21 protein-coding genes and 1 tRNA gene are annotated in these 22,599 nt (G+C 66.8%); 13 read left to right on the plus strand and 9 right to left on the minus strand.

Annotated elements, in window-relative coordinates; genetic code table 11:
- The first annotated feature begins 8 nt into the window (after window positions 1–8).
- The 3 genes from FNA67_RS19120 (at window position 9) to FNA67_RS19130 (ending at window position 5,050) form a co-directional block, all read left to right on the plus strand.
- Window positions 9–797 (plus strand): DUF3108 domain-containing protein, encoded by a 789-nt coding sequence (locus FNA67_RS19120; RefSeq protein WP_147657635.1) that lies wholly within the window; start codon window positions 9–11, stop codon window positions 795–797.
- Between the two features lie 852 nt (window positions 798–1,649).
- Entirely contained in the window at window positions 1,650–4,673 is a 3,024-nt protein-coding gene (locus FNA67_RS19125) for a helicase-related protein (protein WP_147657637.1), read from the plus strand.
- Window positions 4,674–4,675: 2 nt separating this feature from the next.
- Window positions 4,676–5,050 carry an RNA-binding S4 domain-containing protein gene (locus FNA67_RS19130; RefSeq protein WP_147657639.1) on the plus strand — a complete coding sequence of 125 codons (375 nt, stop codon included), beginning with the start codon at window positions 4,676–4,678 and terminating at the stop codon, window positions 5,048–5,050.
- Between the two features lie 819 nt (window positions 5,051–5,869).
- Here the strand turns inward: FNA67_RS19130 and FNA67_RS19135 are convergent.
- Window positions 5,870–6,610: a DNA alkylation repair protein gene (locus FNA67_RS19135; protein ID WP_147657641.1), complete on the minus strand. Its 741-nt coding sequence runs from the start codon at window positions 6,608–6,610 to the stop codon at window positions 5,870–5,872.
- A gap of 200 nt (window positions 6,611–6,810) precedes the next feature.
- On the opposite strand from FNA67_RS19135, the gene fdxA reads away from it, so the two are divergent.
- Together fdxA and FNA67_RS19145 are read left to right on the plus strand one after the other, a co-directional pair.
- Window positions 6,811–7,149, plus strand: a complete 339-nt coding sequence (fdxA, locus tag FNA67_RS19140) for a ferredoxin FdxA (RefSeq protein WP_147657643.1) — start codon at window positions 6,811–6,813, stop codon at window positions 7,147–7,149.
- A 336-nt stretch (window positions 7,150–7,485) separates the two neighbouring features.
- The gene (locus FNA67_RS19145) at window positions 7,486–8,040 is read left to right on the plus strand and encodes a CarD family transcriptional regulator (protein ID WP_049706689.1); all 555 of its coding nucleotides are present in this window, start codon (window positions 7,486–7,488) and stop codon (window positions 8,038–8,040) included.
- 139 nt (window positions 8,041–8,179) lie between these two features.
- Here FNA67_RS19145 and FNA67_RS19150 read toward each other — a convergent pair whose 3' ends face one another.
- Both FNA67_RS19150 and FNA67_RS19155 read right to left on the minus strand, forming a co-directional pair.
- A complete protein-coding gene (locus FNA67_RS19150) occupies window positions 8,180–9,667 on the minus strand; it encodes a M48 family metalloprotease (RefSeq protein WP_049706690.1) in 1,488 nt (495 codons plus the stop codon).
- Window positions 9,664–10,470, minus strand: coding sequence for a thermonuclease family protein (locus tag FNA67_RS19155; protein WP_244616398.1), 807 nt, complete (start codon window positions 10,468–10,470; stop codon window positions 9,664–9,666). The genes FNA67_RS19150 and FNA67_RS19155 overlap by 4 nt, the downstream gene beginning before the upstream one ends.
- 169 nt (window positions 10,471–10,639) lie before the next feature.
- On the opposite strand from FNA67_RS19155, the gene FNA67_RS19160 reads away from it, so the two are divergent.
- Both FNA67_RS19160 and FNA67_RS19165 read left to right on the plus strand, forming a co-directional pair.
- On the plus strand, window positions 10,640–11,368 hold the full coding sequence (locus tag FNA67_RS19160; RefSeq protein ID WP_147657645.1) for a hypothetical protein: 729 nt from the start codon (window positions 10,640–10,642) through the stop codon (window positions 11,366–11,368).
- A 62-nt stretch (window positions 11,369–11,430) separates the two neighbouring features.
- The gene (locus FNA67_RS19165) at window positions 11,431–12,216 is read left to right on the plus strand and encodes a CPBP family intramembrane glutamic endopeptidase (protein WP_147657647.1); all 786 of its coding nucleotides are present in this window, start codon (window positions 11,431–11,433) and stop codon (window positions 12,214–12,216) included.
- A 58-nt stretch (window positions 12,217–12,274) separates the two neighbouring features.
- Here FNA67_RS19165 and FNA67_RS19170 read toward each other — a convergent pair whose 3' ends face one another.
- Entirely contained in the window at window positions 12,275–13,195 is a 921-nt protein-coding gene (locus tag FNA67_RS19170) for an ABC transporter substrate-binding protein (protein ID WP_049706693.1), read from the minus strand.
- Window positions 13,196–13,231: 36 nt separating this feature from the next.
- Window positions 13,232–14,146, minus strand: a complete 915-nt coding sequence (locus FNA67_RS19175) for an ABC transporter substrate-binding protein (RefSeq protein ID WP_244616399.1) — start codon at window positions 14,144–14,146, stop codon at window positions 13,232–13,234.
- A 168-nt stretch (window positions 14,147–14,314) separates the two neighbouring features.
- On the opposite strand from FNA67_RS19175, the gene FNA67_RS19180 reads away from it, so the two are divergent.
- The 4 genes from FNA67_RS19180 to FNA67_RS19195 are packed head-to-tail and all read left to right on the plus strand — an operon-like array spanning window position 14,315 to window position 17,986.
- Window positions 14,315–15,256 (plus strand): FecCD family ABC transporter permease, encoded by a 942-nt coding sequence (locus tag FNA67_RS19180; RefSeq protein ID WP_049708164.1) that lies wholly within the window; start codon window positions 14,315–14,317, stop codon window positions 15,254–15,256.
- On the plus strand, window positions 15,253–16,284 hold the full coding sequence (locus FNA67_RS19185; RefSeq protein ID WP_049706694.1) for a FecCD family ABC transporter permease: 1,032 nt from the start codon (window positions 15,253–15,255) through the stop codon (window positions 16,282–16,284). Before FNA67_RS19180 ends, FNA67_RS19185 begins: the two co-directional genes overlap by 4 nt.
- Window positions 16,277–17,086 carry an ABC transporter ATP-binding protein gene (locus FNA67_RS19190; RefSeq protein ID WP_147657649.1) on the plus strand — a complete coding sequence of 270 codons (810 nt, stop codon included), beginning with the start codon at window positions 16,277–16,279 and terminating at the stop codon, window positions 17,084–17,086. Before FNA67_RS19185 ends, FNA67_RS19190 begins: the two co-directional genes overlap by 8 nt.
- Window positions 17,087–17,098: 12 nt before the next feature.
- Window positions 17,099–17,986 (plus strand): sucrase ferredoxin, encoded by an 888-nt coding sequence (locus tag FNA67_RS19195; protein WP_147657651.1) that lies wholly within the window; start codon window positions 17,099–17,101, stop codon window positions 17,984–17,986.
- A gap of 20 nt (window positions 17,987–18,006) precedes the next feature.
- On the opposite strand, the gene FNA67_RS19200 is transcribed toward FNA67_RS19195, so the two are convergent.
- From FNA67_RS19200 to FNA67_RS19215, 4 genes are all read right to left on the minus strand, one after another.
- Window positions 18,007–18,549 carry a DUF3617 domain-containing protein gene (locus FNA67_RS19200; RefSeq protein WP_147657653.1) on the minus strand — a complete coding sequence of 181 codons (543 nt, stop codon included), beginning with the start codon at window positions 18,547–18,549 and terminating at the stop codon, window positions 18,007–18,009.
- Window positions 18,546–19,823 carry an OmpA family protein gene (locus FNA67_RS19205; protein ID WP_170267368.1) on the minus strand — a complete coding sequence of 426 codons (1,278 nt, stop codon included), beginning with the start codon at window positions 19,821–19,823 and terminating at the stop codon, window positions 18,546–18,548. The genes FNA67_RS19200 and FNA67_RS19205 overlap by 4 nt, the downstream gene beginning before the upstream one ends.
- A gap of 53 nt (window positions 19,824–19,876) precedes the next feature.
- Entirely contained in the window at window positions 19,877–20,320 is a 444-nt protein-coding gene (locus tag FNA67_RS19210; protein ID WP_049706698.1) for a hypothetical protein, read from the minus strand.
- A gap of 87 nt (window positions 20,321–20,407) precedes the next feature.
- Entirely contained in the window at window positions 20,408–21,496 is a 1,089-nt protein-coding gene (locus FNA67_RS19215; RefSeq protein WP_147657656.1) for a helix-turn-helix transcriptional regulator, read from the minus strand.
- A 177-nt stretch (window positions 21,497–21,673) separates the two neighbouring features.
- Between FNA67_RS19215 and FNA67_RS19220 the strand changes: the two genes are divergently transcribed.
- Window positions 21,674–21,750, plus strand: a tRNA-Arg gene (locus FNA67_RS19220).
- 181 nt (window positions 21,751–21,931) lie between these two features.
- Window positions 21,932–22,585: a glutathione S-transferase family protein gene (locus FNA67_RS19225; RefSeq protein WP_049706700.1), complete on the plus strand. Its 654-nt coding sequence runs from the start codon at window positions 21,932–21,934 to the stop codon at window positions 22,583–22,585.
- Window positions 22,586–22,599 lie beyond the last annotated feature (14 nt).

Consider the following 22,599-nt stretch of genomic DNA (forward strand, 5'->3'; position numbering starts at 1 on the left):
AGGTTCCCTTGGCCAGCCTGCGCCTTCTCCGTCCCGTCGCCGCCTTCGCCTTCGCCGCCTTCTCGATGCCCGCGTTCGCCGCGCCCGTGGCAGCGACCGCCAACTACATCGTCTCGCTGGGCGGCATCAACATCGCCGAGATGGAGGTCAACCTCAAGGACGACGGCAAACGCTATTCCATCGACGCCTCCGCCAAGGTGGCGGGCCTGGGCTCGATCGTCGCCAGCGGCACGGCCAGCGTGCAGTCGGCAGGCTCCTCGAGCGGCGCCAACCTTATCTCCCAGAAGTTCGACATCCTGACCCGCGCCAATGGCGAGGATTTTTCGGTCAAGGTCGCCTATGCCGGCAAGAACGTCGAAAGTTTCGTCGTCACCCCGCCGATCCTGGACAATGTCGACCGCGTGCCGATCGAGCGCTCCCAGCTCTCGGGGGTCAACGACTTCCTGGCCGCCTTCGTCTTCAAGGGCGGCGCGCTCGACAAGTCGCTGTGCTCCAAGAAGTCGCGCGTCTTCACCGGCGTCGAACGATTCGACATCGCCCTGAGCTACGCGCGCGACGACGTCGCCACGTCCCAGCGCACCGGCTACCAGGGCCCGGTCGTGCTGTGCAACGTGCACTACACCCCGGTCTCGGGCCATTTCACCACCAGCGAAGTGACCAAGTACCTGGCCAATTCCGACCGCATCCTGGTCTGGTATGCCCCGGTGTTCCAGACCGGCTATTTCGTCCCCTACCGCGTGCTGCTGACCACTACGATGGGCGATTTGTCCATGGTGCTGACCGGCATGAAGGGCTGAGCGGGGTAGCTTCGCTTCCCTGGAATCGCTGACGGTTGGTGTTAAGCCAGTGGGCCCGGTGCTTTGCGCCGGGGACGTGGCTGTTGCTGCGCGCGCCCAGTCGGGTCAGCGGCCGCATGTTTTTACTGGGAAGGTGCAGCACCGCCTCCCTCCCCCTTGTGGGGAGGGATTGAGGGGGGTCAGCCCTAGGCTCCAAGCGCGCTTCTCCCCCACCCTTGTTCCCTCTCTACAAGGGGGAGGGAGACCTGCTGGCGAGATCGTGGCTCACCTGCTTGAGCTCGCCGCCCTGGCCAGGCGGTTCCTTCTCACCCTCAACGTCATGAACGCCGCAGGCCATCCGCGGCGAGAATTTCCCTGCGCCGAAACGGGATTGGCGATGCCGCGCGCTGAGGGTCGCGGCGAGGCGCCTCTGTTTCATTCCGGAACGTCAAAAACTATTTTGACAATTTTGGCGTTCCGCCGCCCCGGAAACCGGGCGCAGATGGGTGAAGCCCTTAAAATAGTTCGAGAATTTCGTGGTAACGTTCCGTTAAGGAAGGTAACCAATCGATAAAATTTGACGCAAATTTAAGGATTCTGAACGGGTTTCGGGGCCCTCGCGGCGCCAATGGGTCAGCAAGACTCGCCTTAGCGCCTTGTCACACGGACGACCCCCTAGATGCAGTAGTGAACAAAATCGGATTCAGTGATTCTCATCGATTCGGGCTGTGTTTGTTCTCTCTTTGTGCTAAGCGTTAACGCGACGCTGCTTTTCGGCCACAATCGTGCCAGTTGAGGACAGTCACAAACAGCTAAGGAAAGGCCGAAGCCCGGTCTGGCTTTTGCCGCTATCGCAGACCATATTCCCCACCAATGGACGCCTCCTCCCCCTCCCAGTCGCTCAAGGCCGTGCTGGGTCCGACCAACACCGGCAAGACCTACTTTGCCATAGAGCGCATGCTGGCCCATTCCTCCGGAATGATCGGCCTGCCGCTGCGCCTTCTGGCGCGCGAGGTCTATAACCGCGTGGTGGAACGCGTCGGCCAGCAGGCCGTGGCGCTGGTGACCGGGGAAGAGCGCATCGTGCCGCCGCGCGCCCGCTACTGGGTGTGCACGGTTGAAGCCATGCCCACCGACATGCCGGTGGAATGCGTGGCCATCGACGAGGTGCAGACCGCCATCGATTTCGACCGCGGGCACGTCTTCACCAACCGCATCCTCAATGCACGCGGGATCTCCGAAACCCTCTTGATGGGCTCGGCCACCATGGCTCCGGTGATCCGGCAATTGCTGCCGCATGCCGAGATCATCCACCGCCCCCGGCTCTCGACGCTGACCTATGCCGGCTCCAAGAAGATTTCGCGCCAGCCCGACCGTTCGGCCATCGTCGCCTTCTCGGCGGCCCAGGTCTACGCCATCGCCGAACTCATCCGCCGCGAGCGCGGCGGGGCGGCCGTCGTCATGGGCGCGCTCTCCCCGCGCACGCGAAATGCCCAGGTCGAGCTCTACCAGAACGGGGACGTCGATTTCCTCGTGGCGACCGACGCCATCGGCATGGGGCTCAACCTGGACGTGCACCACGTCGCCTTTGCCGACGACACCAAGTTCGACGGCCGCCAGACCCGTCCGCTCACCGCCGCCGAATTCGGCCAGATCGCTGGGCGTGCCGGACGCCACGTTCGCAACGGCACGTTCGGGGTGACCGGCGGCACCGATTCGTTCGACGAGGAACTGGTGGCCCAGCTCGAGAGCCACGACTTCGAGCCGGTGAAGATCCTGCAGTGGCGCAATACCGAGCTGGACTTCGCCTCGATCGATTCGCTGCGCCGCTCGCTCGACGCCACGCCCCGTCACAAGGCGCTCACGCGCGTGCCCACCGCGACCGACCAGATCGCGCTCGAATTCATTTCCCGCAACGAAGCGGGAGCCCTCGCCACGGACCTCAAGGCCGTGCATCTGCTCTGGGAAGTGTGCCAGACGCCCGACTACCGGGACATCTCCCCCGCCCATCATGGCGAAATTGTCACACGTCTCTATTCCGATCTCAGAAAGCGCGGGTTTGTCGACCCCGATTGGATTGCCGAGCAGGTACGGTTCTGCGACAATATCAGCGGCGACATTGACACCCTGTCGAACAGGATCAGGCAGATACGAACCTGGACCTTCGTCGCCAACCGCAAAAATTGGCTTGAAGATCCAACGCATTGGCGCGAAACAACCCGTGACATAGAGGACAGACTTTCCGACGCGCTTCACGAAAAGCTGATCCAGCGCTTCGTGGACCGCAGAACGAGCGTTCTCATCCGTCACTTGAAAGACAGACGCATGGCATCTCCGCAGATCAACGACCGGGGTGAAGTATCCCTGGAAGGTCACCTCATCGGCACGATCGAAGGCTTCCGCTTTACGCTCGCCCGGTCGGACGGCGACGGAGACGCCAAAGGTCTTCGCGCTGCCGCCGATAGCGCGGTCGCGCCCGAAATCCGCAATCGTGCCGAGCGCCTGTCGGGCGCTCCCAACGAAGAAATCGTATTGGCCACCGACGGGCGCCTGCGCTGGCGCGGCGAGATCGTGGGCGAACTGGTCGAGGGCGATCACCTGCTGCGTCCGCGCGTGCTGGTGCTGGCCGACGAATCGCTGACCGGGCCCGAGCTGGAGCGCGTGCAGGACCGGCTCAGCCTGTGGCTGCGCCACCACGTCAACACCCAGCTCGAATCGGTAGCCGCGCTCGCCGAGCCTTCGGACCTCGATGGCGCCGCCCGCGGCATCGCCTTCCAGCTTTCCGAGCACCTGGGCATCCTGCCGCGCCAGGCCGTGGCCGATGAGGTCAAGGGCCTGGACCAGGACGTGCGCGCCAAGATGCGCAAGCACGGCATCAAGTTCGGCGCCTACCACATCTACCTGCCCTTGAGCCTCAAGCCCGCCCCGCGCGAGCTGGCGCTCATCCTCTATGCGCTCAAGAACGGCGGCATCCGCCAGCCGGGCGTGACCGACCTGCCCCATATCGTGCTCTCGGGCCGCACGTCCTTCGAGATCGACCCCGAGGTGAACCCGCATCTCTATGAGATCGCCGGCTTCAAGGTGGCGGGCAAGCGCGCCGTGCGCGTGGACATTCTCGAGCGCCTGGCCGACATCATCCGCCCGCTGATCGCGCTCGACGCCCGCACCCATTCGGGCGAGTTGCCCGCAGGCGCCGCCGAAGCCAACGGCTTCCGCGTTACCGTAGAAATGACCTCGCTGCTCGGCTGCGCCGGGGAAGAGTTCGCCTCCATCCTCTCCGCGCTCGGCTATCGCGTGCGCCGCACTCCCAAGGTGGCGGCCCCTGTCGAGGCGCCGGTTGCAGCGGAAGGCACCGTCGAGGGCGTTGCCGAGGGCGGCGCCGAGACGCCGCTGCTCGAAACCGCCGAGACGCCCGAAGAGATCGAATCCGACCTGGTCAAGATCGACGAGGTAGCCGAGGCCGAAGCACCGGTCGAGGAGACCACGCTCGGTGTCGACCAGCCGGCCGCCGAGGCCGCGCCAGCCGAACCGGCTGAACCCGAGTTCGATGAAGTCTGGTTCCCTGCCGGTCGCCGGCCCGATAACCGCCGCCACCAGAACCACCGCCACGCCAATGGCGCCGGCGAGGGTGAAGGGGAGGCCCGCGGCCGCCGCGACAATGGCGGCGGGCGCAAGCCGCGCTTCGAAAAGGGCCAGCGCTTCGACGCTCCGCGCGGCGAAGGCCGCGGCAACGGTCCGCGCGAAGAGCGCCGGTTCGACAAGCCGCGCAAGTTCGACAATGCCGGAAAGGGCGGCAAGAACTTCGACCGTCCCCAGCGCGAGAAGCGCGAGCCGGCTTTCGATCCGGATTCGCCCTTCGCGGCCCTGCTGGCGCTCAAGAACCCCAAGTCCGAGTAGCGATGCCGGAGAGCCGCCAGCGCCTGGACAAGTGGCTCTTCTTCTCGCGCGCGGTCAAATCGCGCACGCTGGCCCAAAAGCTCATTGAAAGCGGCGCCGTTCGGGTCAATTCCGAACGGACGCTGGCCAGCGACCATCGCGTGGGCGCCGGCGACGTGCTGACCATGACGGTGCATACGCGCCTGCTGGTCTGGAAGATCCTCGACGCCGGGGAACGACGCGGCCCCGCGACCGAAGCAGCCCTGCTCTACGAAGACCTTTCACCTCCGCCCCTGCCCAGGGCGGACCGCGTGGCTCCCGTCGCCGAACGCGATGCCGGGGCGGGACGTCCAACCAAGAAGGAACGGCGGGAAACCGATCGGCTCAAGGGCGAGTAACGCGTCGGCTCCGAGGCACGCTGAACGATCGAAAGCCCCCTCATCCGGCGCTTGCGCGCCACCTTCTCCCCAACGGGGCGAAGGAAGGGGCGGCGCGTGCGGTGAACTCTTGGCCCTGGCGTGATGTGGGTGGCAAGATGCGGCTTCTCGCCAAGGCCAGAGTGTGTCCTCGCCCCCAGACCGTGCCCCATCGAAAACCCTCGCCCCGTCGGGGAGAGGGTGCCCGAAAGGGCGGTGAGGGGGGCGGGCGTGCAACGCGCGCGGAGCGTTCGGAAGACCCCTCATCCGGCGCTGCGCGCCACCTTCTCCCCGACGGGGCGAAGGAAGGGGTGGCGCGTGCGGTGATCTCTTGGCCCTGGCGTGATGTGGGTGGCAAGATGCGGCCTCCCGACGAGGAAGGAGTGTGTCCTCGCCCACAGACCGTGCCCCATCGAAAACCCTCGCCCCGTCGGGGAGAGGGTGCCCGGCAGGGCGGTGAGGGGGGCGCACGGGCGACGCGCGCGGAGCGTTCGGAAGACCCCTCATCCGGCGCTGCGCGCCACCTTCTCCCCGACGGGGCGAAGGAAGGGCCGGCGCGTGCGGTGATTTTTGGTGCTGGCGTGATGTGGGTGGCAAGATGCGCTTCCCGAACGAGTCCGGAGTGTGTCCTCGCCCACAGACCGGGCCCCATCGAAAACCCTCGCCCCGTCGGGGAGAGGGTGCCCGGCAGGGCGGTGAGGGGGGGCGGGCGTGCAACGCGCGCGGAGCGTTCGGAAGACCCCTCATCCGGCGCTGCGCGCCGCCTTCTCCCCGAGGGGGCGAAGGAAGGGGTGGAGCCGCTTATTTTCCCAGCTTGAGATAATGCGCCCGCACGGGCTTTTCCAAATGTTCCATGGCGTAGCGCAGGGCGGTGCGGGGCATGGTGGGGGCGTGGGTGTCGAGGAAGGCGAGGAGGCGGGGGCGGTCCCGGTCGCCGGCGACGCGCAGGATCCAGCCGGTGGCCTTGTGGATGAGGTCCTCCCGGTCGCCCAGCAGCAGGCCCACGATCTCGTAGACTTCGTCCAGACGCTCGCCGCGCCGGGCGCAGGTCATGGTACCCATGATGGCCGAGCGCCGCTCCCAGAGGTTGTCCGATTGCGCCAGCCGGCGCAGCAGGTCGAAGGAGCGCCCGGCCATGTGCGGGGCGACCAGCCAGACCGTGCCCTTGTCCACCAGGTCCCAGTTGTTGATGCGGTCGTGGCGGCGGAAATAGAGGTCGAACAGCGCCTGCCGCTCGGCATCGCTCGCCTTCCGGCGCCCGTATTGCTCGGTCATGATCGAGACCGCCCCGGCCCGCGCCTCGTGGAAGGGGCTCTCGAGCAGCGTCTCGATTTCGGAAAGCGGCATTTCGAGCGATTGCCTGGCGAGGCGGAAGACATCGCCCATGCGCACGCCCATGAAGACGTCGCCCTCCCCGTATTCGCCCTTGCCGGTCTTGAAATAGCGCTGCATGGCCGCCGCGTCCGCCTCGGACCGGCAGGCCTCGAGTTCTTCAAGATATTGTGCGGCTGTCCGGATGCGCGCGCGATCGAGCCTGGCCATGCTTCCCTCCCCGGGCAGGAGAGAGGACAGGCTTGCCCGGGCGCTGTCAAACCCTCCATTGGCAGGGCTTTGCGCGCGAGGCCCCCTGCGCGGCAAAATGATGCCCGTTCATGGCCTTGCAGTCGCTTTCGAAAAGGTCTAGCAGGATCGGGTACTCCCAACGCCAAGCCTGAGCGCCCGCCGCGCTCGCCAGGACTTAAATGACCTACGTCGTCACGGATAACTGCATTCGCTGCAAGTACATGGATTGTGTCGAGGTTTGCCCTGTCGACTGTTTCTATGAAGGCGAGAACATGCTGGTGATCCACCCGGACGAATGCATCGACTGCGGTGTGTGCGAACCGGAATGCCCGGCCGAGGCCATCAAGCCCGACACCGAGAGCGGCCTGGACAAATGGCTTGAAATCAATACCAAGTACGCCAATGTATGGCCCAACATCACCGAGAAGCGTGACGCCCCGGCGGACGCCAAGGAGATGGACGGGGTGGCGGACAAGTTTGAGAAATATTTCTCAGAGGCACCCGGCGAAGGCGACTGAGTCGCCAAGACGCAAAGGAACGAAAAGGCTTTGAATCCGGGCTTTAGCGCCTGGGTTGAGGCTTTGATTCGTCACTTTTGATTCTGCTGAAAATTTGTGCTATGGTGTTCCCATATGCAGTCAAGCCCGTCACATGACCCGGTGCCGCCAGGCACTGTTTTTTTGCAAGGATCATAGAAGCGTCGCATATCCGGCCGGTCTCGCGGACCCGGAGGGATGTGCTTTCAGACTGCACTGCTCCCGTAACAACGGGAGTTCGGTTGGTTCATAAGTAGGGAACGGACGACCCTGATCGCGCAGGGATTGTCCGTCGCGGCGTCAACTAGGAGTACACCCATGGTTGCCAAGAAGCCCGTCCAGCGGCTCGGTTTCAAGACGGGCGAGTATATCGTCTACCCGGCCCACGGCGTCGGCCTGATCACCTCGATCGATGAGCAGGAGGTTGCGGGGCTGACCCTTGAACTCTTCGTCATTTCGTTCGAGCAGGACAAGCTTACGCTGCGCGTCCCCACCGCCAAGATCAAATCAGTCGGCATGCGCAAGCTCGCCGAAGAAGATGTCGTGAAAAAGGCACTCGACACCGTCACCGGCCGTGCCCGCGTCAAGCGCACCATGTGGTCGCGCCGCGCCCAGGAATACGAGGCCAAGATCAATTCGGGCGACCTGATCGCCATCTCCGAAGTCGTGCGCGACCTCTACCGGTCCGACGACCAGCCGGAACAGTCCTACTCGGAGCGTCAGCTCTTCGAGCAGGCCATGGACCGCATGAGCCGCGAGATCGCCGCCGTCAACAAGCTCACCCTCACCGAGGCCGTGCAGCTGATCGAAAAGAACCTCGCCAAGAGCCCGCGCCGCTCCAAGGCCGACCCGGCCGAGGAAGAGGCCGCATAAGCGGTTCTGGCAGAAACGGATTGAAGGGGCCGGCAGCAATGCCGGCCTCTTTTTTTTGCGCGGGTGGTGAGTTGCCGCGCCGGTTTGGGCGGAACTTCGGGGGTTGGGGGACGGGGGCCTGGCGCCGGACCTGGCCGGGCTACTGCAGCGTGACGATCTTGTACTTCTGGCCGGCCACCAGCGGGTCGCCGGGGAGGAGGTTGTTGAGGACGTAGAAGAGGTCGGAGCCGCGGGTGAGGCCGCTCATCTGCTGGGCGAGGCTGGCGGCGGTGTCGCCCGGCCGCGCCGTTACCGCCTTGAGGGCGACGCGGCGGATCCCCGACAGGTCGTTGCCGGCGGCGCGGCGGAAGCTCTTGAGGGTTTCCTCGGCGCCCTGGGCGAAGCGCTGGCTGTCCGACTTGGCCGCGAAGATGAAGCGGTAGACCATGCCGTCGAACCGCATCACCGAAACACGGAAACTCCACTGATCGGTGCGGGCCACGCCCGAGGCCATCTCAATGCCGTTGTAGCTCTCGGCCTTGACGCTGGCGGCGTCGAGACCCGCGATCCAGCCGGACTTGAGGTAGTCGACCAGCGAGACGCTGGGGGAGACCTCGGCGCTGTCGAAGCGCACGGCCTCCCCGTCCCCGGCCACCCCGACCACGGCATTCTGCGAATTCTGCAGCGTGTAGCCGGCCGGAACGGTGAAGGTGAACTTGTTGCCCGGGTGCACGAACTTGCGCCCCACGATCGAGCCCTGGGTGGGGCTCGGCCCGAAGGTCAGCCCGTCGATGCCGGCCATATAGGCGTCCCGGTCCGTCTCGCCCGCCCCCGGCGCGCCGAAGGAACCGCGCGCCGTATCGATCGCCTTCTGGATGCGGTCGGGCGTGGAGGGGTGGGAGGAGAGAAAATCGTCGCCCTGGCTGGTATTGCCCGCCGAGAACTTGGCGAAGCGGCTCATCACGCCCAGGAACCGGGACGCCGCATAGGGATCGTAGCCCGCCTTGCCGGCGATCATGATGCCCTCGCGGTCGGCCTCGAGCTCCTGCTGCTGGCTGAACGCGGCCATCGACACCTTGGCGCGCTGCACGGCCTGGTCGGTCTGGGCATTGCCGCCGAAGACCCCGGTGATGACCTTGTCGACGACCTCGGTGGTGCGGGCGCGATTGGTGCGGGCGCGGGCATGGCGCAGGATGACGTGGGCCATCTCGTGGGCGAGCACAGCCGCCAGCTCGCTCGAGTCGCTGGCCAGCGCCAGGATGCCGCGCGTGACGTAGACATAGCCGCCCGGCAGCGCGAAGGCGTTGACCTCCGAGGAATCGAGGATGGTGATGGTGAACTTGGAATTGGGCTGGTTGGCCGCCGTCATCAGCCGCCCGACGATGCGCGCCAGCATGATCTCGGCCGGACGATCCGAATAGATGCCGCCATAAGAGGCGATGATGCGCGGATGCTCGCGCAGCCCGATGACCGCGTCGGACGGGTCGGTGCCGGCGGGAACGGCCACGGCGGGCGCGTTGTTCTTGCCCGTCTCGGTGACGCTGATGCGCGATTCAGGGAAGATGGAGGAACAGGCCGCCAGAACCGCGACCGCCGGTAGCAGGACGCCGCCCCGCAGACCAAACAGAACTCGCCGCAAACCAGTCATTGTGTGGCCAAAACCTCAATCTGCTCGGGATGCGTCACGTCGATCCGCGGCCCGTCCCTGTCGTCGATCCATCCCCTGACCCGGATCAGTGCGCCCCCCAGCGCCAGGGGGTCAGGACCGCTTTCGGCGAAAAGCGGCAAAGCCCGCTCGCCGATAACGGCAGTGAAATCCTCTGTCCAGTTGCGGCCGAAGTTGAGATAGACCCGCCCCCGCGCCTTGTCGGCCAAGAGGACACGGCCCTCAACGAGCGCATATTGGCCCTGACGCCGGACCAGTGCGTCAGGCCGCGCCGCCTCAAGCACGCTGTAATAGGGATCGCGCCAGATGCCAAGCCTTCCGGCGCGGGCGCGCCCCTCGGCGGCCAGCAGTGATGCAAGGCAGGCACGATTGTCGGCATAGGAATAGACGCGGGCAAAGCCGGAGGCCACCATCGCCTCCTGCACCCAGAGTTCGCGCGCGCCATCGAGGACGAACATCTGCGCCAGGATGCGCCCGTACCGGTCGGTCTGCGCCCCGCCATAGCGCAGCAGCACCGGCTTATCGAGCGCCATGTCGATGAGCCTGCCGCGCGCCTCCTCGCCCATGGGCCAATCTTCAAAGCCCGGCCGGCCCAGGGCCAGCTTGGGGGCCTGCGTGCCCACCAGGCGCACGATCAGGCCATTATCGAGGTGTACGGTATCGCCATCGGTGACTTCGGTGACGCGGCCGCGCGGCCCGTCGCGCAAGCCCGGACAGCCTTCGGCAGTCGCAGGCAGCGTCATGGCTGCCAGCGCGGCGATGCTGAGAAGACTGGCTTTGAGCAAATCGGGCCCCAATCGAGAGAAGGGCAGGACTTTGCACGCAATTAAGGCAAAAATCATCCGGGATCGCGCCAAAAGTGATCAAGGCTCCGGCATCGCCCGGCGGCGGTTGGGGGATTTGCGCAGGCCCGCCAATCCACTAGACTCCCGCCCCGACCCCGACGGACCTCCCATGCTCGCCGAGACCATCGCCTACGCGACCAGCTATTTCGCCACGCCCGAACCCTTCCGCCCCCATATCAACGAGGCGGTGGGCCTGTGGTCGCGCGGCCGCCGCCAGGCGCAGGCCTGGGGTCCCCATGCCGGGGAAACCAGCCGCTCGATCACCGGCCTGATGGAGACGCTCCCCACCCATCGGACCGTCGCGGTGCTGGGTTCTGGCCCGCTCTTCGACGTGCCTGTCGAGGCGCTTGCCGCCCGCTTCGCGCGCGTCATCCTGGTCGACCGCGCCCATCTCTCCCCGGCGCGCCGACGCACCCGCCGCCTCTCCAATGTGCGCCACGACTGGCGCGACCTGTCGACCGCCACCACGGCCGACCCGCTGGGGTTCCTCGCGGCCATCCCCGATCTCGACTGGGTGATCTCGGTCAATCTCGCCTCCCAGCTCGGCGTCGATGCCCCCTTCGGACAGGAGCGCCGGGTGATCGAAGCCCACCTGGCCGACCTCACGCGCCTCCCCTGCCCGGTGACGGTGGTGACCGACATCTCCTTCCGGACGGTCGATCGCGCCGGGCGCGAGCACGAGCGGTTCGACCTGATGCACGGGCACCCCATGCCCAGGCCGGCCCGGACCTGGCACTGGGAGGTGGCCCCCCATGGCGAGGAGAACCGGGTAACCCGGCGCGAGCACGTGGTGGCCTTCTATCCCGACTGGCACGAGGCGAGCCGCCGCAAGCCATGAGCGGGACGCCTTGCTAGGACGCCGATATTTGGACACTCTCGGCGCAAACGGGGGACCCACCAATGCTGCTCGACCGCTATCGCCTGCCGATCGCGATTCTCGCCTTCCTCATCTGGGTGCTGATCACCATCGGCTGGGGCTTCTGGGAGCCGCGCGAGGCGACCGAACTCGCCCAGACCGTCAATGACGCGATCGCCTGGAACATCCTGCTGGCAGGCCTTTTCCTGCTGGCGCTGACCCTGGTCTGCCGCTGGCGCGATATCGGGTTCGGTCCGCCGCGCCCGCTGCGCTCGCTGCTCCTGCTCTGGCTGCCCGCCATCTACCTGGTGCTGTTCCTCTTCGGGGTGACGCTCCTGGGCTGGCCGCCCGGCCATATGCTGGCCTTCCTGGCGGTCAACACGCTCTTCGTGGGATTTTCCGAGGAACTGATGTTCCGTGGCGTGCTGTTCCGGGCGCTGCTGACGCGGGTCTCGATCTGGCCGGCGATCTGGATCAGCGTCGCGCTTTTCGGGGCCGTCCACACGCTCAACGTCTTCGTGACCGGAGACCTGATGATGGCGGCGGCGCAGGCCGTGGCGGCGGCGATGAGCGGGATGCTGTTCATGGCCCTGGTCATCCGCATGGGCTCGATCATCCCGGCCATGATCTTTCATGCCATCTGGGACTTCACCACGCTGAGCCTGGCCAGCAACGTGCCGATGAGCGGCGGCGCGGTGAACCTGACGCCGCTGCAGATGACGCTGCCCGTGCTCTTCGTGCTGCCCAATTTCCTCTATGGGCTCTACCTGCTGCGCGGGGTCGGGCGCGACGCCCGCTGGCAACGCCAGCCGGCGGGCAGCGCCGCATAGGCGGGCGCGCCACCGGGCGCCCCGCCCTCCTCATGCGATCTCGGCAGGTGCGGCCCGCTCAGTCGGCGAGCTTGACGTCGTAGGCGCGCGCGATGTCATCGAGCAGCAGATTGGCCGCCAGGTATCCGCCGGCCGTGTTCCAGACCGCATCGTCCACCGGATAGGCCTTGCCGGCCTTGACCACCTCAAGGTTCTGCCAGAGCGGCTCTGAGAGCCATTCGGAAGCCTGCTTGTCGGCGGCGCCGTCACCGGTCTCGTAGACGAAGTAGAAGAGGCGATCCCCTTCCATCTCGGGAATGCGCTCCTTGGTCACGTCGTCGGCGAAGGCAGCCTTGTCCTGGGCGGCAGGACGCTTGAAGCCGATCTCCCCGAGGATGAGGCCGGCAAAGGTGTCGTTGTAATAGATGCGGGTAAGGCCCGACATGAAGCGGACGAGCGAGACCTCTTCGTTCTTCTTGTCGCCCAGCGCCTCGCCAAGCGCCTTTTCGCGGGCCGCGAAGGCCTCGAGCGCCGCCTTGCCCTCGGCGCCCTTGCCGGCGGCCTGGGTGTAGAGCTCCATGTTGATCTTCCAGTCCCCGCGCAGGCGCTCGGCCATCACGGTCGGCGCGATGGCCGAGAGCTGGGAATAGATCTTTTCCTGGCGCGTCTTGTTGCCGATGATGAGATCGGGCTCGAGCGCGGCGACGGCCTCCAGATTGACCGCCGATTCCTCCCCGACCACGGTCACGTCGGCCATCTTGTCGGCGATGTGCTTGTACCAGGGATCGCCCAGCCACGAGCGGACCGCACCGACCGGCGTGATGCCCACCGCCAGCAGCGCCTCGGTGCCCTCATTGGTGAGCACGACGATGCGCTGGGGATGGTCGGGAACGTCGGTGACACCCATGGCGTGGGTGATCTCGACGGCGAAGGCGCCGCCAAGGGTCGCAAGCTGGACGCTCAACGCGGCGGTCGCGGCAAGGAAGGTTCTGCGAAGCATGGGTCTATTTCCACTTTCGAAGGGTGGGAAGGAAGGTCAGTAGGTGACCCCGTAATTGGCGGCGAGCTGATCGAGCATGATCTCGGCGCAATAGATGCCGCCGCCTGAATTCCAGAACAGCTCGGAGACGCGATAGGCATTGCCGGCCTTGACGGCATCCAGGCTCTGCCAGACCGGGTCCTGCGTCCATTCGGCCAGATTGACCCTGGCCTCGTCATTGTCGTCATCGGCCGAGAAATAGAAGATGCGGTCGCCCGCCATCTCGGGAATGCGTTCCTTGGTGACCTGCTCGGCGAAATCCATCCTGTCCTGGGCGGGCGGGCGCTTGAACCCGATCTGGTCGAGGATCACCCCGGCGAAGGTATCGCGGTAATAGATGCGGGTGCGGCCCGGCGAGAAGCGCACGAGCGAGATCTGGTCTTCGACCCTGTCCCCCAGCGCCGCGCGCAGCCTGTCGGTCTTTTCGGCGAAGGCGGCAAGATCCGTCCTGCCCTTTTCGGAGAGCCCGAGCGCATCGGCATAGAACTGGTAGTTCTCCTGCCATTCCCCGCCGATGGTTTCGGTGAAGACGGTCGGCGCGATGGCCGAGAGCTGGTCGTAGATCTTTTCCTGGCGCACCTTTGTGCCCAGGATGAGATCGGGCTGGAGCGCGGCGATGCGCTCCAGATCGACCGCCGACTCGGTGCCGAGCGAGACGGTATCGGCAAGCTGCGCCTCGAGATGCTTGTACCAGGGGTTGCCGTCCCAGGACTGGGCGGCGCCGACCGGCACCACGCCCATGTGCAGCAGCGCCTCGGTGCCCTCATTGGTGAGGATCACCACGCGCTGGGGCGCATCGGGCACCTCGGTGACGCCCATGGCATGGGCGATCTCGCGCGCCACGCCCACCTGCCCGCCCGCGGCCAGGACCATCAACGCCAGGGCGACACGCGCAAAGCCTTTGCCGAACATCCGCACTCCAAACTTGACAACATGGATCAGAAAATGATTGTGGCAAAAAGTCAGATGTTTACCTGACTGTCAATATCAACAAAGAGCTCTCCACTGACCGCCATCGCCTCATCGCCAAGAGCGGCCCCGGCACGCCTTCCCTATCCCTTGCTTTATGCGGGACTGGGCGTGGTGCTGCTCGTGGCGGCCTATGCGAGCCTCACGCTCGGCTACAAGCTCTATTCGCCCGCCGACATCTGGGGCCTGCTGCGCGGCGAGACCGGCCAGGCCCAGATCGTGCTCATGCAGTACCGCGTGCCGCGCGTGGTCATCGCCCCGCTGGTGGGGGCGGCGCTGGGCGTGGCGGGCCTGATGGTCCAGACGCTCTCGCGCAACCGCATCGCCTCGCCCGATACGCTCGGCCTCAATGCCGGAGCCTCGTTCGCCGTGGTGGTGGCGAGCGCCGGGTTCGGCGTCTCCTCGATGCTCGGCCTTTCGGCCGCCGCGGCCACGGGCGCGCTGCTCACGAGCCTCCTCGTCTTCGCCATCGCCGCCGGCTCGGGCGGCCTGTCGCCCATCCGCATCGTCCTCATCGGCGTCACCATCGCCGGACTGTTCTCCGCCCTGGTCGAAGTAGTGCTGACGGTGCGCGAAACCATGCTCGACCAACTGCTGTTCTGGCTGGCCGGCGCAGTGGTCGACCGGCCGCTGACGCTGGTCGAGACGGGCGGGCCGATCGTGCTGATCGGCATCGCCATCGCCTTCCTCCTCGCGCCCTCGCTCGATATCCTGCAGACCGACGACCAGACGGCGCGCGGGCTGGGCGTGCCGGTGGCACTGGTGCGCGCCGGCGCCTTCGCCGCCATCGCGCTGCTCACCGGGGCCTCGGTGGCCATGGCCGGCCCGGTCGGCTTCGTCGGCCTCGTCGTTCCCCATGCTGCGCGCGCCATGGTCGGGCTCAAGCACACCCATCAATTCCTCGCCGCCGGACTCTTCGGCGCCATCTACCTCACCATCGCCGACGTGGTGGCGCGCTTCGTCATCTACCCGCTCGAAGCGCCCGTGGGCGCGGTGACCGCCGTGGTGGGCGGTATCGTGCTGGTGGTGCTGCTGCGGAGGCGCGCCGCATGAGCCAGTCGCTGCTGGCCGCCAACCGGCGCGCCTATTTCTTCGTCGGCCTCTTCCTGGCCCTGGCCGTTCTCATGGCCCTGGCCGGCGTTGCCTTCGGCAGTTCCTGGCTCGGCTTCGACCGTATTGTCCAGGTCATCGCGGGCGGCGGCGAAAAGACCGAGCGCCTGATCGTGCTGCAATTGCGCATGCCGCGCGTGGTCATCGCCATCCTCGCCGGCGGCGCCATGGCCGTGGCCGGCTACCTGCTCCAGAAGGTGACGCGCAACAGCCTCGCCTCGCCGGGCGTTCTGGGCGTCATCGACGGCGCGGCGCTGGGCGTGGTGATTTTCCTCGCGGTCCTCTCGGACGAAAGCAATTCGCTCGTCACCTCCATCGCCTGGCAGCCGGTGGCCGCCATGCTCGGAGCGCTCGCGGCCATCTCGGCGGTCTTCCTGCTGTCGGGGCGCCAGTCGAGCTCGGCCATCCGCCTCCTGCTCTTCGGCATCGCCGTCGCCGCCGTCGCCAAGGCCGGCGTCATGATCCTGATGCTGGTCGGGCCCATCTATCGCACCACCCAGGCAGCGCGCTGGATCGCCGGCGCCGTCAACGAGGTCAACTGGGGCGAAATCCAGATCACTGCCATGGGCCTCGTCCCGGTATTGCTGGTGACCCTCGTCATGGCGCGAAAACTGCCCCCGACCGACCTCGACGAAGTCTCGGCGCGCAGCATCGGGCTCAACCTGCCGGTCTTCCGCATCGTCATCTTCGGCCTCGCCGCGCTCCTGACGGCGCTGGCCGTCTCCTTCGTGGGCGGCGTCGGCTTCATCGGCCTCATGGCCCCGCACATGGCGCGCCTCATCGTGGGACGCCCGGTCATTCCCGGGCTTATCGTCAGTTTCCTCCTCGGGGCCATCATGCTGGTGGGCGCCGACTTCATCGTGCGCGTGCTCTTCGCGCCCACCGAAGTGCCGGCCGGGACGGTGACCGCCGTCATCGGCACGCCCTATTTCCTCTACCTCCTCATGCGCAAGGAGCGGACCAATGGCTGATCGCGTCGCGGTCGAGAACCTGACCGTCGCCTATGGGCCGCACCGGGCCGTCGATGGCGTGTCGCTGGGCGTGCCCCAGGGCAGGATCACCGTGCTGGCGGGCCCCAATGGCTGCGGCAAGTCCACGCTGCTGCGCGCCGTCCGGCGCCTGCACGCCGCCCAAACGGGCCGGGTGCTGCTGGGCGAGACCGACATCGCGCGCCTCAAGGAAAAGGAACTGGCCAGGGAAATCGGCCTCCTGGCGCAAAGCCCCTCGGCCCCCGAGGACATGCGCGTGGAAGAACTGGTGCGCCTGGGCCGCTACCCCCACCAGACCATGATGCAGCCCTGGAGCACCGAGGACGCGGACGCCGTGGAGGCGGCCATGTTCGGCACCGGCGTGGCGCAACTGCGCGACCGGCGCCTGGGTTCGCTCTCGGGCGGCCAGCTCCAGCGCGTCTGGATCGCCATGGTGCTGGCCCAGGAGACCGACGTCATTTGCCTGGACGAGCCGGTCAATCACCTCGACATGGCCCACCAGATCGACTGCCTCGACCTCGTCAGCCGCCTCAACCGCGAACGCGGCCGCACCGTGGTGCTGGTGCTGCACGACCTCAACCTGGCCGCCCGCTATGCCGACCGGCTGGTGTTCCTCAAGAACGGCAAGATCGTGCGCGCCGGCGCGCCCGAGGAGATGATGGAAGAGGAACTGATCGGAGACGTCTTCGGCATCCGCTGCCGGGTGATCGAGGATCCGGTCCACAACCGCCCCATGTGCATTCCCATGCGCAACACCTCCCCGCGCTTCGCGGTGGAAGCCTAGAGGGGCCGCGCCATGGCGGCCCACGTCTTCTGCACCGACCTGACGCTGGCCCGCGGCGAGCCCATCGAAGGCACCGCGCTCGACCTGCGCCGCGTGCTGCTGCTGGCGGTGCCGCGCGGCCATTGGCGCCCCAAGCGCAGCGCCACCGGGCTCTCCCCGCTGCTCGAGGCGGCCCAGGCCTACGCCTATTCCAAAAGCGCCTATGCGCTCTTCATGGACAAGGTCGAGGGCCGCGCGGCGCTGCCCCAGCTCATGGCCTTTCCGGAAAACCAGGTACTCGACGGCGTGGACGAGCAAACCCTGGCCGCCGCCATGCGGCGCTGGGCCGATGGCGGGGAGATCGGCGGGCGAACCGACGAGCGCATCACGATCCTGGTGTGCACCGACAGCCGCACCGACGCCTGCTGCGCCCGCTATGGCTACGCCACCTACAAGGCCCTGGTGGCCCAGGCCGACCCCCAAAAGTTCAACATCGTCCAGTGCAACCACCTGGGCGGATGCCGCTTCGCCACCTCGATCTGCGTGCAGCCGCGCGCCGAACGCTATGGACGCCTGCGCCCCGAGGAAGTGCCGCAATTCCTGGCCGCGCTCGAGCGCGGACAGACCTACCTGCCGCTCTCGATGGGGCGGATCGGGCTTAACGAGGCCGAGCAGGCCGCCGACCTCGCCGCCCGCCGCTTCGCGGTGGCGGCAGGGCACGAGGACGGCCCGGTAGAACTGACGCTGGCGGGAGCGGGCGACGCCGACATGCGCTACCGCGCCACCATCGGCACGCTGGCACTCGAGATCGCCCTCGAACGCCGCACCTTCGAGCGCCACGGCCATTGCGACGCGGTGGGCGACCCGCCCCAGATCGTGTCACGCTGGCTGGCAGGCCCCGTGACGCCCATCGGCTCCTGAGGCAAACCTGGCGCCAGGCACTACCGCCCGAGCAGAACGGAAGACTTGAGCAGTCCGCCCATCCGCGCTTCGTCGCCATCGGCAAAGCCGTCCGGGCACTGCGGGGCGACCAGCCTTGCCGTGCGCCTGATGCGGTCGCCACCGGCGCTGATGTCCTTGGTTTCGTCCATGGTATAGGCGGTGGCGATGTCGCCGGTGAGCACGCCGGTGGTGGTGACTTCGGGCATGCCGGGCACACCGCAGACGGTGGTATAGGCGTAGCCTTCGGGCGTCTCCTCGAAGCGCTTGCTGGTGCAGGTCTCCCCGGAAATCTGGTCGAAGGCGGAATAGACGGCTTCCGACCGCGCCCCGACGCAAAGCTGGGTCTTGGCGAGTTCGTCCCCGTTCTCTGCCAGATCCGTGAATTCCCACCAGCCGGCCTGACGCTGCGGTCCGGCGATATGGATCGTCATCATGTCGCCCGTCTCGGAGGTGGCCGAAAGCACTTGCTGGGCGGCGAGTTCGGTTGCGGGCAGCGCGCCGGCCACGATGAGGGCGGCCAGCAGGATTGTGTTGCGGATCATGACTTGACGATCTCCACGCGGCGGTTGAGGGCGCGTCCACCCTGGGTGTCGTTGGAGGCAACGGGCCTGTCGAAACCGAAGCCCTGCGAAGACAGCCGCCCGGCGGTGACGCCCTGGGAGACGAGGTAAGCCTCGACCGCGGCCGCCCGGCGGGCCGAGAGATCCTTGTTGAACTCATCCGAGCCGATGTTGTCGGTGTGCCCTTCGAGCGCGATCTTCCAGTCCTCGTGGTCCCGCAGCAATTCGGCAACCTGATCGAGCAACGGATAGGAAGCCGGCTCGATGACGTCCGAGTTGAAGTCGAAATTGACCCCGTCGAGACGGGAGCGCCCGGTGGACTCCAGCTCGTTCCCCAACTGCGAACTCGCCGCCTTCCCGCGCCAGCCCGGAATTGCCGGGCAGTCCCCGATATCGTCTGAGACCTTCTCGGCGCTCCAGAAGCTGTCATAGCCGTATTCGGGGTTGGAATCGTCGGCCCGGCTCAGCACGAACAGGGATTGGTTGCCCGGCGCGAACGCGAAGAGGGCCAGCGAATGCAGGGCCACCGCGCCGTCGTCCTCGTGCTCGATCATCTCGCCCTTGAGCATGCGGCCCTCGACGCCCGCGCCGATCAGCCCCGACCGGTAGTCGAAGCACCCGACCACCCGGGTTCCCTCCTGCTTGAGGTGGACCGTGCCCCAGCCGCTCGCCCCGTCATAGGTGCCGCTGACATTGTCGATATTGGCGGTATCGGTCAGGTGCCGGCCATAACCGTGGAACCCGGACATGCCGTAGTTCTCGGCGCCGTAATTGCTGTCGAACGTGAGCCTGATCCACCGTCCGACCGCCTTCTCGGGCAAGGCGAAGCGCTGATCGTCGCGATCCATCTGCAACTCGGTATCGAGGATCGTCTCGAACCCCTCGTTCATAGATGTGTCCGAGATCTCGACGCTCACCGCTTTCACCGACTTTTCCGGGTTGGACATGCCGCCGGTGTCGAAGGCGAGGCTGTCGATTTCGGTCTGCTCGGGCAGTTCGAGCACATAGACGGCGGCCTTGCCGCCCTCGGCGCGGGTGTCGGTGAAGGCCGTCTCGTCGATGAGCGCATAGGGCGAGTAGGCCATGTCGGCATAGTCGGCATCGTCCGGCTTTGCGACGAACCGGGCGCCCGCCGAGAAGGCGAACAGATCCTCGGGCGCGGGCGTTTGCGCCACGGCGGGCGTGGCCATCGGCCCCTGCGCCCAAATCAGCAGCGAAAGGATCGCCGCTGCGGCAAACGGATTTGCATTTCCCATCTTCGGTCTACTCCTCCCGGAGCCCTTATCGCTTTGTGAGAACATCGCCATCGTCACCAGGTCCTGATGGCGGCCCGGCTCATCGAGAAGCCGTGCCCGCGGGCGGAGGTGCAGGTGAGACCGCTCTTTTCCGACTTGCAGGCAAAGGGCCCCTCGCTCCAGCGGCGCCCATAGGCGAACTTCTGGTCGAGCGAACAGCAGCCCTGCTCGTCGGGATTGTCGGTGCGCTGCGGTCGCCCGTCCCGACCGATACGGACGGCGACATAGACCGGCTCGACCCGCTCGCAGATCAGCTCAGGCCCGCCATCGGCCGGCTCGTAGACGGAGGTCCCGCCCTCCGGAACGTAGGTGCAGCCGATATTGCCGGACGGCATGGTGAAGACGACCAACCCGTCGGCATCGGCCTTCATCGTCTGCATCGGCCCGGCAAGGGCGGTTGGCGCCGCCGCGCACGTGAGCAGCGTGGCCAGCGCCGCCGCAAGTAAGACCTTCCCCATCGCCTGCCCGTCACTATCCGGTTGATCGAAGCGGCAGGCTGGCCGGAAGGGGCCGGACCAACAATCCCCATATGGGGATGGGGTGTGTCAGAGGCTTTCGAAGCGCCGCGCAAAGGCCACCAGCGCCGCGCGGCTGGAGTGGCCCGATTTGAGGAGAATGCTCTTGATCCAGGTCCTGACGCTCTCGCGCGTGTAGCCGCTGACCCTGGCGATCTCATCGGTTTCGGCGCCGCAGATGAGCGGCAGCAGCACGCGCTGCTCGGCCGGGGTGAGGCCGTAAAGCCGGGCGAGCCGGGTTGCCAGCTCGCTGTCGCGCGCACCCTGCTCGATGGCGGCGACGCGCACGACGATGTCGCCGCGTCCGAGGACGTCATGGGCGCTGCCGGCGACCGGCGAAAGGCTCACCATGGCGAGCGGCCGCCCGGCGGCCCCGGTGGTGACCATCTCGCTCGCCATGCCGCGCCCGGCAGAACCAAGCGCCTTCGCCAATGCCAGCTCGGTGCCGGCGTCGCTGCCCTTGAGCCTGCCGTGAACGACGCGCAGCCCGAGCCCCGGCAGGACCGGAGCCGCCTCCTCCCCGCGCATCACCCGCCCGTCGGCTTCCAGCAGGAACATCACGGCACCGGCTTCGCCACGAAAGTCGAAAAGGGCCTCGATGGTTCGTTCGCGAACGGTGCGCGCAAGCCAGACCGAGCGCTGCAATGCCGGGAGCAGGGCCTCGAGCCGGCTCTTGTCGGCATCCGACACGAAACCGCGCCTCTGGTCGCGCTGGAGGGAAAGCGCGACGAAATCGGCGGATTCGCCCGCCAGCAGGGCGCAGGCGAAATACCCGACCCCCGCCGGCCGGGCAAAGCCGCGATAGTAGTCGCTTCCCTCGATATCCTCGCCCGAGAGGATGTCCTGATCGCGCATCACTCCCCTGCCCGCGGCCGGCGAGGCGATGGCGCGTTCGGTCCTCAGGTCCCTCTCGTTCCAGCCCTGCTCGTGGAACCGCCCCAGAACCTCGGCCATGTGATGGGACGCCGTGATGCGTTTGGGGGAAAGGTTGTTGGTCGTCAGCAGCGCCCCGCGACAATCGAAACTGTCGGCCGCGACCTGGAGCGCATCGGGCCACATCTCGGGCAGGACCGCGGCCTCAAAGAACGCGGCGACGATGGAGGCGGCATTGATCTGCATAGGGAGAACCTTGAGAACACTTACCAATCCGGACGTTGATTTATACATCTCCGCCCCGGCTCGACCACATCTTTGCGCGCGCCAGCCGGGCCGGAACCATGACGGGCTTTGCCGATCCACGATTATGTGGCCGCCCGGCTTCCCAGCGCAGCGCCCATTTGCTATTCCCCGCAGAGTGGTCCCGTAGCTCAGCAGGATAGAGCACAGGATTCCTAATCCTGGGGTCACGCGTTCGAATCGCGTCGGGATCACCACTTCTTCGCCCCCCCTCATCGGTCCTCGACCTGGCCTCCGCTCCGCAAGGCGTGACGCGGCAGACGAAATCGCGCAGTTTTCTCGCAAGGCGGTGTCGAATCGTACCGGGGCCGCTCGTCGTGTCAGCGAGCGGCTGCCGGAATGGACGGTCGCAGCCAAGCATGGATGGAGCAGGCAAGGATGAAACCGACCATTACCGCCTTCGAAAGATCACCGGACCGCGGCCGCGGGTTGTCGCGCGATACGCGCGTGCGCTGGGCCCTCGAGGAAGTGGGGCAACCCTATGAGGTGCGGCTGGTTTCGTTCGGCGCGCTCAAGGAGCCCGCCCACCGCGCCATCCATCCCTTCGGGCAGATCCCCACCTATGAGGACGGCAAGGGCCTCGCCCTCTTCGAGACCGGCGCCATCGTCTTCCATATCGCCCAGACCCACGAGGGGCTGCTGCCCGAGGACCCGCAGGCGCGCGCCCGCGCCGTCACCTGGATGTTCGCCGCGCTCAGCACCATCGAGCCGCCGATCCTCGAGCTGCAGACGGCCAAGTTCGCCGAAGGCCAGAAACCCTGGGCTGCCGAGCGCATGCCGCTGGTCCTCGACCGCATCCGCGACCGGCTGCGCGAGCTCTCGGCGCACCTGGGCGAGGCAGACTGGCTTGACGGAGCCTTCAGCGCCGGCGACCTGATGATGGTCTCGGTCCTGCTCAGGCTGCGTCCCTCGGGCGTGCTCGAGGAGTTTCCCAACCTGGCGGCCTATGTGGCGCGTGGCGAGGCCCGGCCTGCCTACCAGCGCGCCTTCGCCGCCCAACTCGCCGTCTTCACCGCCGCGGAGGCCGTGTGAACCGGCCCCTGGTC

This window comes from Youhaiella tibetensis (assembly GCF_008000755.1).
Taxonomy (GTDB): domain Bacteria; phylum Pseudomonadota; class Alphaproteobacteria; order Rhizobiales; family Devosiaceae; genus Paradevosia; species Paradevosia tibetensis.

Bases quoted from the DNA above. Each gene is read 5' to 3' on its own strand.
- FNA67_RS19150 (WP_049706690.1), bottom strand. From the start codon at position 9,667: ATGACTGGTTTGCGGCGAGTTCTGTTTGGTCTGCGGGGCGGCGTCCTG.
- FNA67_RS19130 (WP_147657639.1), top strand. From the start codon at position 4,676: ATGCCGGAGAGCCGCCAGCGCCTGGACAAGTGGCTCTTCTTCTCGCGC.
- FNA67_RS19165 (WP_147657647.1), top strand. From the start codon at position 11,431: ATGCTGCTCGACCGCTATCGCCTGCCGATCGCGATTCTCGCCTTCCTC.
- fdxA (WP_147657643.1), top strand. From the start codon at position 6,811: ATGACCTACGTCGTCACGGATAACTGCATTCGCTGCAAGTACATGGAT.
- FNA67_RS19225 (WP_049706700.1), top strand. From the start codon at position 21,932: ATGAAACCGACCATTACCGCCTTCGAAAGATCACCGGACCGCGGCCGC.
- FNA67_RS19145 (WP_049706689.1), top strand. From the start codon at position 7,486: ATGGTTGCCAAGAAGCCCGTCCAGCGGCTCGGTTTCAAGACGGGCGAG.
- FNA67_RS19200 (WP_147657653.1), bottom strand. From the start codon at position 18,549: ATGATCCGCAACACAATCCTGCTGGCCGCCCTCATCGTGGCCGGCGCG.
- FNA67_RS19185 (WP_049706694.1), top strand. From the start codon at position 15,253: ATGAGCCAGTCGCTGCTGGCCGCCAACCGGCGCGCCTATTTCTTCGTC.
- FNA67_RS19175 (WP_244616399.1), bottom strand. From the start codon at position 14,146: ATGTTCGGCAAAGGCTTTGCGCGTGTCGCCCTGGCGTTGATGGTCCTG.
- FNA67_RS19160 (WP_147657645.1), top strand. From the start codon at position 10,640: ATGCTCGCCGAGACCATCGCCTACGCGACCAGCTATTTCGCCACGCCC.
- FNA67_RS19190 (WP_147657649.1), top strand. From the start codon at position 16,277: ATGGCTGATCGCGTCGCGGTCGAGAACCTGACCGTCGCCTATGGGCCG.
- FNA67_RS19135 (WP_147657641.1), bottom strand. From the start codon at position 6,610: ATGGCCAGGCTCGATCGCGCGCGCATCCGGACAGCCGCACAATATCTT.
- FNA67_RS19210 (WP_049706698.1), bottom strand. From the start codon at position 20,320: ATGGGGAAGGTCTTACTTGCGGCGGCGCTGGCCACGCTGCTCACGTGC.
- FNA67_RS19195 (WP_147657651.1), top strand. From the start codon at position 17,099: ATGGCGGCCCACGTCTTCTGCACCGACCTGACGCTGGCCCGCGGCGAG.
- FNA67_RS19170 (WP_049706693.1), bottom strand. From the start codon at position 13,195: ATGCTTCGCAGAACCTTCCTTGCCGCGACCGCCGCGTTGAGCGTCCAG.
- FNA67_RS19205 (WP_170267368.1), bottom strand. From the start codon at position 19,823: ATGGGAAATGCAAATCCGTTTGCCGCAGCGGCGATCCTTTCGCTGCTG.
- FNA67_RS19125 (WP_147657637.1), top strand. From the start codon at position 1,650: ATGGACGCCTCCTCCCCCTCCCAGTCGCTCAAGGCCGTGCTGGGTCCG.
- FNA67_RS19215 (WP_147657656.1), bottom strand. From the start codon at position 21,496: ATGCAGATCAATGCCGCCTCCATCGTCGCCGCGTTCTTTGAGGCCGCG.